This window comes from Corynebacterium falsenii, from assembly GCF_020099275.1.
In the GTDB taxonomy this organism is placed as follows: Bacteria; Actinomycetota; Actinomycetes; order Mycobacteriales; family Mycobacteriaceae; genus Corynebacterium; species Corynebacterium falsenii.
In genome coordinates, this window is the sequence record NZ_CP083646.1 from 1,360,559 (window position 1) to 1,377,630 (window position 17,072).

At 62.0% G+C, this 17,072-nt stretch carries 14 protein-coding genes; 5 read left to right on the forward strand and 9 right to left on the reverse strand.

Annotation, left to right across the window (positions count from 1 at the left end; translation table 11 throughout):
• Positions 1-6: 6 nt before the first annotated feature.
• Both LA343_RS06045 and LA343_RS06050 read left to right on the forward strand, forming a co-directional pair.
• Positions 7-699: a hypothetical protein gene (locus tag LA343_RS06045; RefSeq protein ID WP_224207751.1), complete on the forward strand. Its 693-nt coding sequence runs from the start codon at positions 7-9 to the stop codon at positions 697-699.
• 207 nt (positions 700-906) lie between these two features.
• Positions 907-1,425 (forward strand): DUF421 domain-containing protein, encoded by a 519-nt coding sequence (locus LA343_RS06050; protein ID WP_224208602.1) that lies wholly within the window; start codon positions 907-909, stop codon positions 1,423-1,425.
• Between the two features lie 160 nt (positions 1,426-1,585).
• Here the strand turns inward: LA343_RS06050 and LA343_RS06055 are convergent, their stop codons facing one another.
• The 3 genes from LA343_RS06055 to glnA all read right to left on the reverse strand — a co-directional run bounded on the left by LA343_RS06055 (position 1,586) and on the right by glnA (position 6,170).
• Entirely contained in the window at positions 1,586-3,721 is a 2,136-nt protein-coding gene (locus LA343_RS06055) for a YhgE/Pip domain-containing protein (protein WP_025402449.1), read from the reverse strand.
• The gene (locus tag LA343_RS06060) at positions 3,718-4,443 is read right to left on the reverse strand and encodes an ATP-binding cassette domain-containing protein (protein ID WP_025402450.1); all 726 of its coding nucleotides are present in this window, start codon (positions 4,441-4,443) and stop codon (positions 3,718-3,720) included. The genes LA343_RS06055 and LA343_RS06060 overlap by 4 nt, the downstream gene beginning before the upstream one ends.
• A 290-nt stretch (positions 4,444-4,733) precedes the next feature.
• Positions 4,734-6,170, reverse strand: a complete 1,437-nt coding sequence (gene glnA / locus LA343_RS06065; protein ID WP_025402451.1) for a type I glutamate--ammonia ligase — start codon at positions 6,168-6,170, stop codon at positions 4,734-4,736.
• Between the two features lie 331 nt (positions 6,171-6,501).
• Here glnA and LA343_RS06070 point away from each other — a divergent pair, with 331 nt between their 5' ends.
• Complete coding sequence (locus LA343_RS06070) at positions 6,502-6,978, forward strand: RDD family protein (protein ID WP_025402452.1); 477 nt, start codon at positions 6,502-6,504, stop codon at positions 6,976-6,978.
• A 178-nt stretch (positions 6,979-7,156) separates the two neighbouring features.
• On the opposite strand, the gene LA343_RS06075 is transcribed toward LA343_RS06070, so the two are convergent.
• From LA343_RS06075 to sucB, 4 genes are all read right to left on the reverse strand, one after another.
• Positions 7,157-7,930, reverse strand: coding sequence for a DUF4191 domain-containing protein (locus LA343_RS06075; RefSeq protein WP_025402453.1), 774 nt, complete (start codon positions 7,928-7,930; stop codon positions 7,157-7,159).
• A 170-nt stretch (positions 7,931-8,100) separates the two neighbouring features.
• Complete coding sequence (gene lipA / locus LA343_RS06080; RefSeq protein ID WP_025402454.1) at positions 8,101-9,150, reverse strand: lipoyl synthase; 1,050 nt, start codon at positions 9,148-9,150, stop codon at positions 8,101-8,103.
• A gap of 90 nt (positions 9,151-9,240) precedes the next feature.
• A complete protein-coding gene (gene lipB, locus LA343_RS06085) occupies positions 9,241-9,957 on the reverse strand; it encodes a lipoyl(octanoyl) transferase LipB (protein ID WP_025402455.1) in 717 nt (238 codons plus the stop codon).
• Positions 9,958-10,134: 177 nt separating this feature from the next.
• Positions 10,135-12,438: a 2-oxoglutarate dehydrogenase, E2 component, dihydrolipoamide succinyltransferase gene (gene sucB / locus LA343_RS06090; RefSeq protein WP_025402456.1), complete on the reverse strand. Its 2,304-nt coding sequence runs from the start codon at positions 12,436-12,438 to the stop codon at positions 10,135-10,137.
• 251 nt (positions 12,439-12,689) lie between these two features.
• Between sucB and LA343_RS06095 the strand changes: the two genes are divergently transcribed.
• On the forward strand, positions 12,690-13,127 hold the full coding sequence (locus tag LA343_RS06095) for a hypothetical protein (protein ID WP_025402457.1): 438 nt from the start codon (positions 12,690-12,692) through the stop codon (positions 13,125-13,127).
• Here the strand turns inward: LA343_RS06095 and LA343_RS06100 are convergent.
• Positions 13,124-14,740 (reverse strand): leucyl aminopeptidase, encoded by a 1,617-nt coding sequence (locus LA343_RS06100; RefSeq protein WP_025402458.1) that lies wholly within the window; start codon positions 14,738-14,740, stop codon positions 13,124-13,126. The genes LA343_RS06095 and LA343_RS06100 overlap by 4 nt on opposite strands.
• Positions 14,741-14,973: 233 nt before the next feature.
• On the opposite strand from LA343_RS06100, the gene LA343_RS06105 reads away from it, so the two are divergent.
• Positions 14,974-16,095 (forward strand): branched-chain amino acid aminotransferase, encoded by a 1,122-nt coding sequence (locus LA343_RS06105; protein ID WP_081737290.1) that lies wholly within the window; start codon positions 14,974-14,976, stop codon positions 16,093-16,095.
• On the opposite strand, the gene LA343_RS06110 is transcribed toward LA343_RS06105, so the two are convergent.
• Positions 16,071-17,069, reverse strand: coding sequence for a nicotinate-nucleotide--dimethylbenzimidazole phosphoribosyltransferase (locus LA343_RS06110; RefSeq protein ID WP_025402460.1), 999 nt, complete (start codon positions 17,067-17,069; stop codon positions 16,071-16,073). The two genes, LA343_RS06105 and LA343_RS06110, sit on opposite strands and share 25 nt — an antisense overlap.
• Between the last annotated feature and the right edge of the window lie 3 nt (positions 17,070-17,072).

The following is a 17,072-nucleotide window of genomic DNA, read 5'->3' on the forward strand; positions in this document are numbered from 1 at the left end:
TCTGCCGTGAACTACAACGGCTTGGCCCTGCTGCTCGGCGTGTCGATGTCTCTGGTCATCGGCGGCAACTACGCCTCGCCGAAGGAGGCGGGAATTGGCGGTCTGCTTGGCGGTGCGATCTACACCATCATGCTGATCATCGCTGCGGTCACCCTGTACCTCAACATCGGCACGGTGGCGGGTCAGGATGTTCCCATGCTGGAGCTCATCAACCACATCCACCCGGTGCTGGGCTTCCTCATGGCCTTTGTCATCTTCTTCATGGTCTTCAACACCGCCATCGGCATGTTCTACGCCCTCGGCAAGCGGCTGACGGCTAACGGAAAGCGCTCGTTCCGCCCTACGTTCATCGTGGTCACTCTCCTCGGATTCGTCGTCTCCTTCGTGGGCTTCGAAACCCTCATGACCTACGTCTACCCGGTTTTGGGTTACATCGGCCTGGTCATGATCGCCGTAATGGTCGCATGGTGGATCAAGTCCCGTGACCACATCAAAGAAGAATCGAAGCGCCGCGATCGCATCCATGAGCTCACGGAGAATCGCGAGAATCCGGATGCGGATTTCTCGAAGGATGACGAGAAGGAACTGAAGAAGCATATTGACGATTCCCCGCGAGACGATGAACAATTGAAGGAGAAGATTGAGGACGAAGTAACAGAACAATCGTCCAACTCCTCCAGTTCTTCGTCGTCGGATTAGCACGGCTGATATCGCGCCGGGTGCATGCGTCCTAACGCCTGCACTCTGCCTATCAGGGACGTCGCTGGCAGGCGGAGGGGAAGTGATCTTCGCTAGTGACGTTCGCATATAGGGAGAATTCTCATGGATAGCAGGCCACTCATTCTTGGCCTTGAATCGTTTACGCCGGAGCAGGGATGGGGGCCGGCAATTCAAGAGCAACTCGGAATGGACTTGTGGCGTATCCCGGTGGTGATTTTCTCCGCCATCGGTATTTATCTCACTTTTCTTTTATTGGTGAAGATATTTGGCGCTCGAATTCTTTCCCCCATGGGTGGATTCGACGCCATTCTGCTCATCATGGTCGGCGCCGTCGCGGGTCGTGTGATCATCGGCCACCCGCCGTCACTGGCGGCCGGTGTGCTCGGCCTGACGACCCTCATGGCCCTCGTGGCAGTCTTCGGAGCCATGCGCCACGTTCGCGGCGCCTCTGGCATGCTCAACGCCCGTCCCATTGTTCTGGTCGCCCACGGCCAGCTGGTGCAGAAGGCTCTCGATCACACGCACACGGACTTGGAGGATGTTCGCGCCGCGGCCCGCCAGGCTGGTGCAGGCTCCCTGAGTGACATCGCGGCGATGGTGTTGGAATCCAATGGTGCTGTGTCCGTGATCAAGGAGGGTCAGGACCTTGACCCGTTTATTTTTCTCGACGCCGATGGCTCGCACCTCGTCCTGAAGGAAGACTAGCGATAGGGGCGCAAGAACACCCATCGGAAAAGGCCCGCCAGTGAATGTTTCACTGGCGGGCCTTGCGCATGCCGGGCTGTGATGCAGGCTGTGATACAGGCTGTGGTGCGGGGTGGGGCGCACGGTGTGGCACAGACCGTGGTGAGCCCCGGTTCGGCGGTTAGGCGTCGAGCACCGGATGCAGCGTGTCCATGGTCCACGTTCGCTGTTTCCGAGCCGCGAGCGTAGTACCGAGCATCGAGAGCGCTCCGATGAATATCAGCACGCCGATGGCGATGGGCAGACGCTCATCGTAGAAGCCGTATATGAGCTGCCTGAAGCCGTTGACGGCGTAGGTCATCGGGTCGAACGGGTGGAACCATTGGAAGATCTTGTTCTGGGTCTCCACCGGGTAGAGGCCGCCGGAGGCCACCACCTGGATCATGAGGAACGCCAGTGATGTGACACGGCCTGGTCCAGGGCCAAGCACCGCGATAAACATCTGGTTCATGGCCGAGTACACGCCCGCCACAAGGACGGCGAAGGCGAACAGGCCCAGGATGTTGTGCGGCATCATGCCCACGCCCCAGATCGTCACCGCAACGATGACGATGGCCTGCAGGGCGGCGATGATACCGGGCGCCAGGAATCCATCCATGCCGGCGCGCCAGGAGTGCACACCGGAGTTGACGGTGCGAGCCTGCAGCGGCTTGAGCAGAACGAAGGTCAGGATGCCACCGATGAACATGGCCAAGCTGAAGAAGAACGGAGCCAGGCCAGCGCCGAAGGTGTTCGTGCCGGAGTCATTGAAGGAATCCATCTTCACCGGATCACCGATGGTATCGGCCTTGGCCAAGCGCTGGGCGTTGGAGAACTTCGGAACCTGCTTGGAGCCTTCATCGAGGCGCTTGTAGAGTTCGTTCGCTCCGGCATCGAGCTGCTGTACGCCATCGCGGGCCTGGGTGGTGCCCTCGGTCAGACGATTCGCGCCATCGAGCAGCTTCGTGTTGCCCTCGTTGAGCTGATTGGCGCCATCTGCCAGGCGAGTGGAACCATCACGGGCTTCGCCGATCTTCTCGTGGAGGGTATTCGCGCCCGTGTTGATCTGGTTCACACCGTCTTGGAGCTGGCCAAACTGCTGCGGCAAGGTGAAGATCTGGTTGATACCGCTGCGGAACGGAGCGTCCTGGTTATTGAGCTGGTACGCCAGCTGCGCAGTGCCGTCCGCCAGGCGTGCGATATCGGCGGCGTTCTGGGACTTCGGTCCCAGCGCCTCGGTGCGCAGAGCGCGGATGGCGATATCAAGCTGGCCTGCAGCCTGCTGCGCAATGGGATCATTGGAGGCACGCAGCTGGTTGGCGACGAGGGTCAGGTTGTTGGCCTGATCTGCCTGGAACTGGGTGACGATATCAGCCTTGCCCTTAAGCTCCTGCACGCCGTTGTTGATCTGAGCCGCGCCATCGGCGAGCTGGTTCACACCATCTTCGAGGCGGCGCAGATCGTTTCCGCGACCGCTGATCTTGCCGGCGGCCTCATTGACCTTGTTGGCCAATTCCGTGGTGCCCGCGGCGAGCTGCCCGGAGCCGTCGTACAGCTGACCCAGGCCATTGTTGAGCTGGCCCGCGCCGTTGGCGAGCTGCTGGGAGCCGTTCTTGGCCTGGACCAGGCCGGCCTGCAGCTGGTGGGCGCCGTCGTCGAGCTGAACCGAACCATCCTTGAGCTGGTTGGTACCAGCCGCCAGCTTGCCGGCGCCTTCGGCCGCCTGGGTCAGGCCGGTACCGGCATCCTGGATACCCACCAGGACTTGATCCACGGCCTGGGAGCTGATCTTCGAGCCGATGACGTTGATGACCTCGCGCATCACGTTCTGGCCGATGATGGTGGACAGGTAGTTGTTCGCATCGTTGTAGGTGCTGATCAACTGAGCCTTCTGCGGATCCGGCGACGTTGCCGGGGAAGCCACCGCACGGCTGAAGTTCTCCGGGATCTGCAGGGAGAAGTAGTACTTACCGGAGGCCACGCCCTCTTGGGCTTGCTCCTCGGTGGTGTCGATCCACGTGATCTGATCGTTGTCGTGCAGACCTTGGACGACCTCATCGCCCGCGTTGAGCTTCTTGCCGTTGACCACGGTGCCCTGGTCGGAGTTGACCAGAGCCACGGGCAAGTCGTTGACCTTGTTGAACGGATCCCAGAATGCCCACAGGTACAGCGCGGAGTAGAGCAGCGGCATCAAGACGATGGCAATGAGCGCCACCTTGGTGAGTTTGTGGCGCTTGAAGCTCCGAATCTCGGAGTTGAAGTGAAGCCCGGCGATCATGCGTAATCTCCTTCTGGTGCGAGCCCTACGTGCTCCGGCACTGCGTGTCCGAGGTTGGTATCCAATTCAATGACTTCCACGGGTTCGATCATGTCCGTGATCGGGTTGACGGAATTGACGACCACGGGGATGTCGTTGCTGATGCGCTGCAGCATGTGCAGCAGCACTTCGCGGTCGCCCATTTCACGAACCTGCTCGAGGTCGTCCATGACGAGCATCTCGATCGGTCCGCCGTGAGCCGGGTGCAGCGCCAGGCTGATACGCATGAGCTGCTTGTCGAGGTTGGTGAGCTGGCTGATGTAGACGTCCAGCGGGGGAAGGTCGCGGTCGCCATAGACATAACCGCAGAACTCGCGGAGGTCGTCTTCGTCGGCCTTGCGGATTGGTGCGAACCAGACCTTCTGCCACGCCTTGTTTTCGGTCAGGATGTCCTGCACCTTCACGGAGCGTTCCAGCAGATCAATCTGGTCGACGCCAGCAATGGCGACATGCTTTTGGATATGCGTATGTTTCGTCATTCCGAGCACCTCTAGGTGCCCATCAGAGAGCTTCATACGCCCCGAAAGAACCAGCGCCAAGGCCGTTCGGCCCGACCCGCCGGCGCCGAGGAGATTGGTGAGACCCTGCGCGGGGATCTCGAAGTCCAGCGGTCCGAAGACCTTACCCTCGTCACCGGTGAGTGAGATCCCCTCCGCCTTCACGGCCACATGGTTATCCGCCATCAGCGATCACATCTTCCTCACAGTAAAAACAACACCCGGCCCGGCTCGTCAGGACAGGTATGTATGTGGATATATCTTTTGTGCAATGTAGGCCAATTTACGCCCCAAGCAACGAAAAGTGAAACCTCACTCAATACTTTATAGCCACGGCCCAGTTGCGTCCGCTCAACCCAGAATTACCCCCACGATCCGTCGGAATAAGTGAGCAGTGCGAGCTGGTGGCGTCGACACTAAAAGGGAAAGCCCCGGCCCGAGGACGGGCCGAGGCTTCAACGATCGGGGGCGAGCTACTAGCAGTCGAAGTAGAGCTCGAACTCCTGCGGGGTCGGGCGCAGGCGAACCGGAGCGATCTCGTAGTCGTACTTGTAGGCGATGTAGGTGTCGATGAGGTCATCGGTGAACACGCCGCCTTCGGTGAGGAACTCGTGATCCTCTTCCAGGGACTTCAGGGAAGCCTCAAGGGAGGTCGGGGCCTGCGGAATGTCCTTGGCCTCCTCCGGCGGGAGCTCGTAGAGGTCCTTGTCGACCGGAGCGTGCGGCTCGATGCGGTTCTTGATGCCGTCCAGGCCGGCCAGCATCATGGCAGCGAAGCCGAAGTACGGGTTGCCGGACGGGTCCGGAGCGCGGAACTCGATGCGCTTCGCCTTCGGATTGGAGCCGGTGATCGGGATACGCACGGCAGCGGAACGGTTACGCTGCGAGTACACCAGGTTGATCGGAGCCTCGAAGCCCGGCACCAAGCGGTGGTAGGAGTTCAGGGTCGGGTTGGTGAAGGCCAACACGGAACCAGCGTGCTTGAGGATACCGCCGATGTAGTAACGGGCGGTGTCGGAGAGGCCAGCGTAGCCGGACTCATCGAAGAACAGCGGCTTGCCTTCCTTCCACAGGGACTGGTGAGCGTGCATGCCCGAACCGTTGTCGCCTGCCAGGGGCTTCGGCATGAAGGTGGCGGACTTGCCAGCGTTCCATGCGGTGTTCTTGATGATGTACTTGAAGGTCTGCAGGTCATCCGCAGCGTGCAGCAGGGTGTTGAACTTGTAGTTGATCTCCTGCTGACCACCGGTGCCGACCTCGTGGTGCGCGCGCTCCAGGTCGAAGCCGGCGTTGATGAGGTTGCGGGACATGTCGTCGCGCAGGTCCTGGTAGTGGTCGTACGGTGCGACGGGGAAGTAGCCGCCCTTCATGCGGGTCTTGTAGCCACGGTTCTGGGTGCCGTCCGGGTTGAACTCGGAGCCACGGTTCCACCAGCCCTCAACGGAGTCAACCTCGTAGAAGGAGCGGTTGGTCTCTGCCTCGTAGCGAACGGAGTCGAAGAGGTAGAACTCTGCCTCTGCGCCGAAGTAGCAGGTGTCAGCCACGCCAGTGGAAGCCAGGTACTGCTCGGCCTTGCGGGCAACGTTGCGCGGGTCGCGAGAGAACGGCTCGCGGGTGAAGGGATCGTGGACAAAGAACTTGATGTTCAACGTCTTGGCCTTGCGGAACGGATCGATCTTCGCGGTGGCCAGATCCGGCAGCAGGTTCATGTCCGACTCTTCGATGGTGGTGAAACCGCGGACGGAAGAACCATCGAACGCCAGGCCCTCTTCAGCAACCTCCTCATCGAACGCTTCGGCGGGGATGGTGAAGTGCTGCTCGATGCCGGGGACATCGGTGAAGCGCACATCGACGAACTCTACGTCATTATCCTTGATGTACTTGACGACATCTTCTGCTGTCTTGAATGACACTGTCTAAATCCGTTCCTTGCAGTTGGAATCTTGCTGAGTAGCGGGGGGCACGGTGTTCCGGATGAACACTGTTCTCCTCTGCACACCACGAGATGATAGCCAGCAGTTGTTGCTCAACTGTCACCTCAATGTTTCGTGCTTATTAACTCTGTTGTGTCGCTTGTCACAAAGTAGTAATCGCGTAACAAAGGCGCCACACCACCAACCATACGCATATACGCGGACAACGCGCGCAGTTCAACGGGATTTTAACGCCGTGCAAGGCTACGCGGGGGTTGGATTGCGTGGCGATTGTGCGCACCTAGCCAGGACAGATAATGTTTGAAGCATCATGAGTGAAAAGCGCACGTGGCTCGAAGGCCCCCTGGTTCCAGGTGAAAACGAAGACCCCACCAAGCTCAGTTCCTACCCCGGTGAAAACCTCGGTCTGCCCCGCGAAGGCAAGGGCTCCCTGGCCGGGCTGTTCCCCCGCATGGCAGCACTGCTGATCGACTGGTCGATCTGCTACGCGATGGCGGCCATCATCACCCCCAACACCAACTGGTTCGGTGACAACGCCACCGCCTCCATGATCTTCTTCATCATCTGGCGCGTGGTCACGGTCTGGCTGTTCGCCCAGTCTCCCGGACACGCCATCATGGGCATCGGTGTGGCCCGCATCGACGACCCCTCCCAGCGAGTGGGGCTGTGGCGCTCGGTGGTCCGCGTGATCTTTACGATCTTCCTTCTGCCGCCGGTCATCCAGGACACCGACGGCCGTGGCATGCACGACCGCGCCACGGGTACCGCGGTGATCCGCACCCGCTAGCGGCAGGGCACTAGCAGCAGGGCACTAGCGTTCGGGGCATCGCTTCACCCCACACAACAAAGGCTGGCCCCATAACAAAGGCTCGCTTCCGCACCTTCACGATCGCAATCGTGGAGGGGGAAGCGAGCCTTCGTTATAGAGGTTATAGAGCAAGAAGCGCTAGCGCGTTGGGTAAGTTTTAGCGCTTCTTGCTGCGCTCCGCAGCGCGGCGTGCACGGCGGTTCATACCGGACATCTGGCCGCCCTTGGGCATATAACCCTTCGGAATAGCATTCTGCGGGGAGTTCAACCGAGAGATGGACTCCACGCGACTGTTCAGCGCGTCCACCTCGTCCTTCTTAATGTTGCGAGGCATCCGCATAAGGTGGCTCTGCAGCTTCTTAATCGGAACCTGGCCCTCGCCGTCGCCGACCATGACGTCATAGATCGGGGTCTTGCCAAGGATGCGGGCGAGCTTCTTGCGCTCCTGTGCAATCATCGGCTTCACGCGACGCTCCGACCCCTCACCAACGAGGATCACACCCGGGGTACCGACCACGCGGTGCACGGCATCCATGTGGGTGTTGCTGGCCACGCCCGGCTCGGTGATCCACTTCATGCCCACGCCGTTTTTCATGTTCTGCAGCGCCCACGCTGCAGCACCGGCCTCCCCTTCGATCTGGTCGTACACGCCCTGCTGCAAGCGGCGGCTGAAGACCCACATTGCCGCGGCCGCGCCGATGAAGATGCCGAGGATCAGGTTCAGCCACCAATAACCCCACACGGTGCTGAGCAGCAGCAACAGTACTACGGGCACGAGGAATGCCAGCAGCATGTACGGGATCAGCTTCTTATCCCGCCCCTTCTGCAGCTTAAAGGCCTGCCACAGCTGGGAACGAGTCTGCTTGCGTCGTTCCCGCTTGGCGGCCTTCTCAGCCTTCTTGTTTTCCTTTTCGCGGATGTCTTTCGCCATAATCACCACAATAGGCGATGACACAACAGCGCTAAAAAAGAAGCAGCCGCGTTTCCCCACATTCTTCACAGGGGAAACGCGGCGCTCCATCGCTTGCGGCCGGTTCGTGCGGGCTGGTGGCGTCAAAAAGGAAAAGAGAAAACGCAACAACCAGAACCGGCGAGGTGCAGCTACACGCGGGCGGACGACACCGGCGTGTCTTCCGAAGCACCGTAGCGCTTGAGCAGGCTCGAAGCCTCCTGCGCCGTCGTGGAATCCAGCGTGTCCTTGAGGTGGCTCAAGTTCTCCGGGATCTCTTCGCCGCGGGCGATCTTGGCCTGGGCGAATAGGCGACCTGCGCGGTAAGACGAACGCACCAACGGCCCGGACATGACGGCCTTAATGCCCAGCTCGTAGGCCGCATCGGAGTGCTGCATGAACTCCTCCGGCTTGACCCAGCGTTCGATCGGGTGGTGCATCTGGCTGGGCCGCAGGTACTGCGTGATGGTCAGGATATCCGTGCCGGCATCGGCTAGGTCACGGATGGCATCCCGAACCTCTTCCGGCTTCTCGCCCATGCCCAAGATGAGGTTGGACTTCGTCACCAAGCCATAATCATGAGCCGCCTGGATGACCTCGAGGGAGCGGTCGTAGCGGAAGGCGGGGCGGATGCGCTTGAAGATGCGCGGCACCGTCTCGAGGTTGTGCGCGAACACCTCAGGCTTCGCATCGAAGACCTCGCGCAGCAGGTCCGGCTTGTTGGAGAAGTCAGGGGTCAGGTTCTCCACGCCCGTGTTCGGGTTGAGCTCGTGGATCTTGCGCACCACCTCGGCGTACAGCCACGCGCCCTCGTCATCGAGGTCGTCGCGGGTCACGCCGGTAATCGTGGCGTAGCGCAGCCCCATCTCGCGGATGCTCTCGGCCACGCGACGCGGCTCGTCGCGGTCGAGGGGGGAGGGGCGGCCGGACTTGATCTGGCAGAAGTCACATCGGCGCGAGCAGGTATCGCCGCCGATGAGGAACGTAGCCTCGCGGTCCTCCCAGCACTCGTTGATGTTGGGGCAGCCGGCTTCTTGGCACACGGTGTGCAGACCCGCTCCCGCGACCCGTTTTTTCATATCCCGGTATTCGGGGCCAACCTTGGCGTTGGCGCGAATCCATTTCGGCTTCGCTTCGATCGGGGTCTGGGAATTCTTTGCCTCAATGCGCAGCATACGGCGCCCATCTGCGGTCACACTCATGCGCACCACCCTACGCTTAAACCGTGGGGCTGTGCGAATACCAGTGTGCGAATACCTCTCTGCGCTGGCCTGTCCGCTGAGCGAGAACGGCTACTGGGTGCCGGTATCGGAGCCGGTGTCGACCGGGAGGTCCCCGTTGAGGGCATCAATGAGGTTTGCCCGCAGGGGTTCTAGCGCATCGTCGACGCCAACATCCCGCCCAAGCTCCTGGGAAATACTGGTCACACCGGCGTCCGACAGCCCACATGGGACGATGTGGTCGTAGTACTCCATGGTGTTGTCGCAGTTCAAGGCCACCCCGTGCATCGTGACGCCGCGGGTGACGCGAATGCCGATGGCCGCGATCTTGCGCGCGGGTTGGAGCTGCCCGTCGACGATGCCGGCGGGCAGCCACACGCCGCTGCGGCCCTCGACGCGCCCGACGCTGTCGAGGCCGAAACCTCGGCACGTCTCGATGAGAGCTTGCTCGAGCCGACGGACGTAGTCGACGACATCGACGGGATCCGCTAGCTGGATGAGGGGATAAGCCACGAGCTGACCGGGACCGTGCCAGGTGATGCGACCGCCGCGGTCGACGTCCACGACGGGCAGCCCGTTGGTGGGGCGGTCGGAGTCCTCAGTGCGCTTGCCCGCGGTGTATGTGGGCGGATGTTGGAGTAGGAGGATACGGTCGCGGATCTCCCCGTTGGCGCGCTGGGCGGCGAGTTCGGCCTGTCGCTTCCACGTTTCTTCGTAGTCCACGAGTCCGAGCTCCTCGACGTCAATGTCTTCAGAGCTGCGGCGGATACTTCCATGCTGAAAACCCATGGGCGTAATGCTACTCCCCGTGTGCAGGCGCGGTGGCACTTCCCGGGGGATTGGCGGGGACGTGCTGGAAGCTCGTGCTGGAAACTATGGCAATGGCGAAGCCCCGGCGCCTCCGCGAGTGCGGGGGCGCCGGGGCTCAATGCTCACCGGCTGTGTGCCGGTTGCTTACCGGGGCCGTTAGGACAGCTCGAGATCCTCGGTGAAGTCGATGTTCTCGAGGCGATCCCGGACGGTGGACATGAACCGGCCGGCATCTGCGCCGTCGATGACCTGGTGATCGTAGGTGATCGGCAGGTACACCATGTCGCGGATGCCGATGGCCTCGCCGTTGTCCTCGGACAGAACAACTGGGCGCTTCACGATGGCACCGGTGCCGATCATGGCTGCCTGCGGCGGAACCAAGATGCAGGTGTCCGTCAGGGCGCCCTCGGAGCCGATGTTGGAGATCGTGAAGGTACCACCGCTCAGATCGTGCGGCTTGAGCTTCTTGTTGCGGACGCGGTCAGCGATGTCCACGATGGCCTTGGCCAGCTCCACGAGGCTCATATCCTGTGCATCGTGGATGACCGGGCTGAGCAGGCCGTCCTTGGTGTCCACAGCGATGCCCAGGTTGACCTTGCCGTGGTAGGTCATTTCCTTGGTGCCAGCGTCGTAGGAGGCGTTGACATTCGGGTGGGTGACCAGTGCTTCCACGATGGCCTTGGCGAAGAACGGCAGGTAGGTGAGGTTCACGCCGTGCTTGTCGGCGAACGCCTTCTTGTTCTCCTTGCGCAGCTCGGAGACGCGAGTCATGTCGACCTCGTGCACCTGGGTGAGCTGAGCAGCGGAGTGCAGGGACTCCAGGGTGGTCTTCGCGGTGATCTCGCGGATGCGGTTGACACGCTTCGTGGTGCCACGCAGGCCCTGCTTGTCGGGATCAACCTTGAAGCTGGAGGCGCGGGGACCGGCCACAGCGGCAGCCTTGGCGGCCGGGCTGTTGTCGGTAGCAGCCTTCGCGGAGGAGCCGCCCTGCTGGCCACCCTCGGCGGCTGCGAGAACGTCCTGCTTGCGGATGCGGCCGCCGACTCCGGTGCCCTCGATGGTGGAGAGGTCAACGTTGTGCTTGTCGGCCAGCTTGCGCACCAGCGGGGTGACGTACGGCAGGTTGCCCTCGGAGGGCTCGGAGGAGCTTCCGTGGCCAGGCTCGGTCTTGCCGGACTTGTCCTCGACCTCGCTGGGCTTCTCGGAGGAGGTGACTTCCTTGGCTGCCTCGGAGCTGTCGTCCTTCTCAGCCTTTTCAGCCTTCTTGTCTTCCTTTTCGTCCTCGTCAGAGGACTTCTTTTCGTCCTTCTCTTCGGACTTGTCGGCGTCCTTGTCCTCGTCGGCAGAATCGTCGGAGTCGTCAGAATCATCAGCGTCGTCGGAGCCGGAGGCTGCGTCGGCGTCGCCGATGCGGGCGATGACCGCGCCGACGTCCACGGTGTCGTCTTCCTCAGCGAGGATTTCGACCAGGGTGCCTGCCACGGGGGAGGGGATCTCGGTGTCAACCTTGTCGGTGGAGACCTCGAGGAGCGGTTCGTCGACCTCGACCTCGTCGCCGACCTTCTTCAGCCACTGGGTGATGGTGCCCTCGGTGACGGACTCGCCGAGCTCCGGCATGGTGACGTCCTCAGCCTCGCCCTTGGAGGAAGAGCCGGACTTCTTCTCGGACTTCTCGGACTTGTCAGACTTCTCGTCCTCGTCAGAGGACTTCTTTTCGTCCTTCTCTTCGGACTTGTCGGCGTCCTTGTCCTCGTCGGCAGAATCGTCGGAGTCGTCAGAATCATCAGCGTCGTCGGAGCCGGAGGCTGCGTCGGCGTCGCCGATGCGGGCGATGACCTCGCCGACGTCCACGGTGTCGTCTTCCTCAGCGAGGATTTCGACCAGGGTGCCTGCCACGGGGGAGGGGATCTCGGTGTCAACCTTGTCGGTGGAGACCTCGAGGAGCGGTTCGTCGACCTCGACCTCGTCGCCGACCTTCTTCAGCCACTGGGTGATGGTGCCCTCGGTGACGGACTCGCCGAGCTCCGGCATGGTGACGTCCTCAGCCTCGCCCTTGGAGGAAGAGCCGGACTTCTTCTCGGACTTGTCGGACTTTTCAGCCTTGTCAGACTTCTCGTCCTCGTCAGCGTCCTTCTCGTCATCCTTGTCTGCAGCGTCATCCGACTCGTCGGAATCATCCGCATCGTCCTTGCTGGACGAATCGTCGCCGGAAGGCTCTTCGCCCTCTTCGCCGATCTCTGCGATTACGGCACCGACGTCCACGGTCTCGTCTTCCTCAACCAGGATCTTCAGCAGCACGCCAGCCGCCGGGGACGGGATTTCGGTATCGACCTTATCGGTGGAGACCTCAAGCAATGGCTCATCGACGGCAACCTCGTCGCCGACCTTCTTCAGCCACTGAGTGACGGTGCCCTCAGTTACGGACTCGCCCAGTTCGGGCATTTCGACGGAGTACGCCATGGTGTCGAAGCTCCTCAAGCTATACGGAAATCAACTTTTGATTGTTTGGTAGAAATACTACATAAGTCTACGCCCCATGCGTGGCCTACCAGGAAGCTACCTCTGGGCAATGTGCCGCGTCCGGAGACGCGTCTCAGCATTCTCGGGGTTTATTCCGCTAACCGGGGATAACGAACGTCCTGGCTAGCAACAGTGCAGCTTCCATAAAGGGGGTACGCATCGCCGACGATGGTCGTTTAGGATGGGGAGCCGTGTTTAACCTATTTGGCCGTCGACAGTCCTCCGGAGTCCGCCCACCCAGGGCGCCCGGGGACACGATTCGTGCCAAGGATCTGCATTACCTGCAGCGATGGGTCTCCGGCAGGACTGGTGTTGAGGGTTTTGTCGAGCCCGAGACCATTGTCAACGAGATGTCAGTCGTCCTCGTCGACGGCACGGGCGAGTGGACCCGCAGGAAGATCGGCGGGCCGAAGGGGATTGACGTGGTCGCCCAGCAGGTTGGAGTACCACTCTATTTTGCCGAAGAAACCGGTTACCCCCAAAGAATGCGCGACCGGATGGAGCGCGATCGCATCATCAAAAAACGCCTGGAACAACGCGAAAGGCGCGCCCGTTTTGAACAACGGCAGCGCGCCCAGCAGGAGGGCCAGGAAGGCTCGAACGAGCACAACCCGGACGGGACTCACTAGCCCCTTTCCGTCCCAGTGTTCGTAGCGTTACCTGCGGCGACGTCTACCAGCGCCGCCAGGATCGTGCGCACCGGCACGCCCGTGCCACGCTTCGGGGTGTAGCCGTGCGCCGAACCGGTGTTGTACGCCGGTCCAGCAACGTCGATGTGCACCCACTCCACACCCTCGGCCACGAAGTTGGAGAGGTAGTGGCCGGCTACAGACATTCCACCCCAGCGCGTGGTGGAGATGTTGCGCAGATCGGCAACGTCAGACTTCAACGCCTCGCCCAGCTCAGCCGGCAGCGGCATGGGCCAGCCCTTCTCGCCCACCTCCTGGGAAAGCATGGACACGCGGTCGCGGAAGTCGATCGACCCCATGATTCCCGGTGTGCGCAGGCCCAGCGCTACCATTTGCGCACCTGTGAGGGTAGCGGTCTCGATGAGGTAATCGGGGCCATCCTCACATGCCCGCACGATGGCATCGGCGAGGACAAGGCGGCCTTCGGCGTCGGTGTTCAAGACCTCGGTGGTTAGGCCGCCGTAGTGGCGAAGGATGTCACCGGGGCGGGTGGCGGCGCTGCCCGGCATGTTCTCGGCGAGCGGCACCGTGGCGGTCACGCGCACGTTGAGCTGCAGCTTCGCGGCCGCGATGATGGATGCGACCACGGCTGCAGACCCACCCATGTCGGAGATCATGTCCCACATGTTTGCGCCCGGCTTCAAGGAAATGCCGCCGGTATCGAACGTGATGCCCTTACCCACGAGCGCCACGAATGGAGTGGATTCGCCCGCGTCGGCGGGAGTGTAGCTGACGCGCACGAGCCGCGGCGGACGCGCCGAGCCCTTACCCACGCCGATGATGCCGCCGAAGCCCAGCTCCTCGAGCTGCTTGTCGTCGAGGATCTCAACGTCCAGGCCGGCCGCGGTGGCTTCGGTGCGGATGAACTCCGCGTAGCTTTCGGGGTAAAGCACGTTCGCGGGCGTGTTCACCAGGTCGCGGGCCATCGCCACGGAACCGGCGACGATCTCGGCCTTCTTCGCCGCATCGTCCTCGGCGTTCTGCGCGAGCACGGTCACTTTGTCCACGCCCGGCGTGGCGGCCTTGGCGCCGGAGTAACGGTAGGCACCCAGCGCGTGCCCAACGAGCGCCGCCTCTGTACCCAGAATTCCCAGGGTGCTGGCCACGTGGGCGCCTCGCTTGTCGCCCTCCTCGGTCGTGGGGGCCTTGACCTTTCTCGACGCCACACCGGCGGCCTGGCGCACAGTCTCCTCTGTGATCTCTTCAGATGAGCCCAGGCCAACGGCGAGAATGCGGTCAGCTTCGATACCGGACCCAGCCAGGACATCACCGGGGATGACCGTGACTTCGTCCTCGGCACCGGTTGCGCCCACGGCCGTGAGGACCTTCCACATTTCGACCTGGTACTGCTTGTCCAGAGCCTGTCCGGGACCACCAGCGATCTCAATTCCGGTGTCTCCCGTGAACGCGGGAATCACGAGGTAGTCGATGTGCTCGGAGATGGCGGAGACATCTGCGGCCGTTGCTAATTCCGGAAGGTGGCCGCGAACCATTTCTACGGCACCCTTCACAGTCCCGGAATTGGTGGTGGAATCGTGGACAGAATCAGTCATTAATAACTCCTTGCTTATCTATACATATCCATACTGGGCGGTGCGGGGGCCGCGCCCGATCACGGACAGTCGTAAAACGCTGCCCGGTCGGGGGCTCGTGTGAGCAACTTTTACGTTAAACCCTACCGATTCTGTGCCGGTTGCCGCCGAAACGGGGAATAAGACGGGACAAAGGAGGATGGAATCCAGGGTGAGGTCCTGTGCGTGCACAATCTGGGAGTAGCATGAATCACATGACTTCTTCTGCTGCACAATCAACGTTCACTGTGACCCGCTCGGAGAATCCCGCATCCGACGAGCAGATCGCACAGATTCTCGAGAACCCCGGATTCGGTCGTTACTACACCGACCACATGGTGGCCATTGACTGGACCGAGGACGAAGGCTGGCACAACGCCCGGGTGGAGCCCTACCAGCCGATCTCCCTGGATCCGGCGACTAGCGTGCTGCACTACGGCCAGGCCATCTTCGAAGGTCTGAAGGCCTACCGCCAGCCGGATGGTTCCATCGCCACGTTCCGCCCGGATCAAAACGCCAAGCGTTTCCAGAACTCTGCAGACCGTCTGGCCATGCCGGAGCTGCCGGAGGAACTCTTCCTGGAATCGCTGCGCCAGATCGTCACCATCGATGAGCGCTGGGTGCCGGAAGCAGGCGGCGAGGAAGCTCTTTACCTGCGCCCCTTCATGATCTCCCGCGAGGTTGGCCTGGGCGTGCACCCCAGCAACGCCTACACCTTCTACGTCATCGCCTCCCCGGCAGGTGCCTACTTCAGTGGCGGCGTGAACCCCGTGAGCGTGTGGCTGTGCACCGAGTATGTGCGCGCCGCCCCTGGTGGTACCGGTGCCGCGAAGTTCGCTGGTAACTACGCGGCATCGCTTGTGGCGCAGCAGTACGCCTCCGAGCAGGGCTGCGACCAAGTGGTGTGGCTCGATGCCACCGAGCTGAAGTTCGTGGAAGAAATGGGCGGCATGAACCTGTTCTTCGTCTACGGCACCGGCGAGAACGCCGAGATCGTGACCCCCGAGCTGTCCGGCTCGCTATTGCCCGGCGTGACCCGCTCCTCGCTGCTGCAGCTCGCCGAGGACCAGGGCTACAGCGTGGACGAACGCCTCATCTCCACGGAGGAATGGCGCAAGACCGCAGCCAGTGGGGAGCTGAGCGAAGTATTTGCCTGTGGCACCGCCGCCGTGGTCACCCCCGTGGGAACCGTCAAGAGCAAGGAAGGCGAGTTCTCCATCAACGAGGGCAAGTCAGGTGAGATCACCATGAAGCTCCGCGAGATCCTCACCGGCATCCAGCGCGGTGTGGAAGAGGACAAGCACGGCTGGCTCTACACACTGGTCGAGGCCGAGTAAACCTCCACCGCGTGCTGCACCATCGGCAGCGCCAACACGGCACCGAGCCCCTGGCCGGTGCCGATTTTCATGTCCAGAACGGGCGTCAACCCCAGCGCACGCAGCGCCGGCAGGTGCGCAGGCTCGTCACCCACGCTGGCGGCCAACCACCATGCATTGGCCCCAGGAGCCAGCATCTGCGCGCACAACGCCGCTGCGGTTATTCCCACACCGTCGAATATCACTGGGGTGCGCCGCACTGCGGCCTGGGCCAATAGACCAGCGGCCACCACGAGGTTCGCCGAACCGACCCGGCGCAGCACGCGCTCAGCCACCGCGCGGTCATCCCGCACGCGGTACATGGCGTCGCGGATAGCCGCGCATTTCGCCTTCCACGCTTCGTCGCCGATCCCGGATCCCCGGCCGATGATCTTCACCGGCTCAATGCCGCACACGCTGCCGATCATGGCAGCGGCAACAGTGGTCAGCCCCCGGCCCAGGTCCCCCAGCAAAATGACGTCCGTGCCGGAATCGGCTTCCTGATCGGCCCTCTGCTGCCCAGTCTTGAGCAGTTCAGCGTAGATGTCAGCGCTCATGGCGTCTTCCCGATCGATGGCGCCGAGAGTTTGATCCGTGGTGGCGTCGATAAGAGAAAGTTTGCTACCAACGCGGCGGCACGCATCAACGATTGGGGCATCGCCCTGCCGGATGCTGGCGGACACAGCAGAGGTGTAGTCCTGCGGCAGCGCGGAGATCTCCGGGACCGCCGAGGCGATCGGGTTGTCGCCGGAGATGATGAGCAATCGGGCGGACTCGAGCGGCCGGGGAGCGGGCTCACCTTGACATGCCGCGATCCATGCTCCGATGTCCTCCAACCGACCTAAGCTCTGTGGCGGGGTCCCCAGAGAAGCGGGCAGTGCCGCCCGCAATTCACGCGCTCGCGACCGAGCAGCATCATCCGGGGGAACGATCGGAGGAAAAGTCGGGTTGGTCACGAA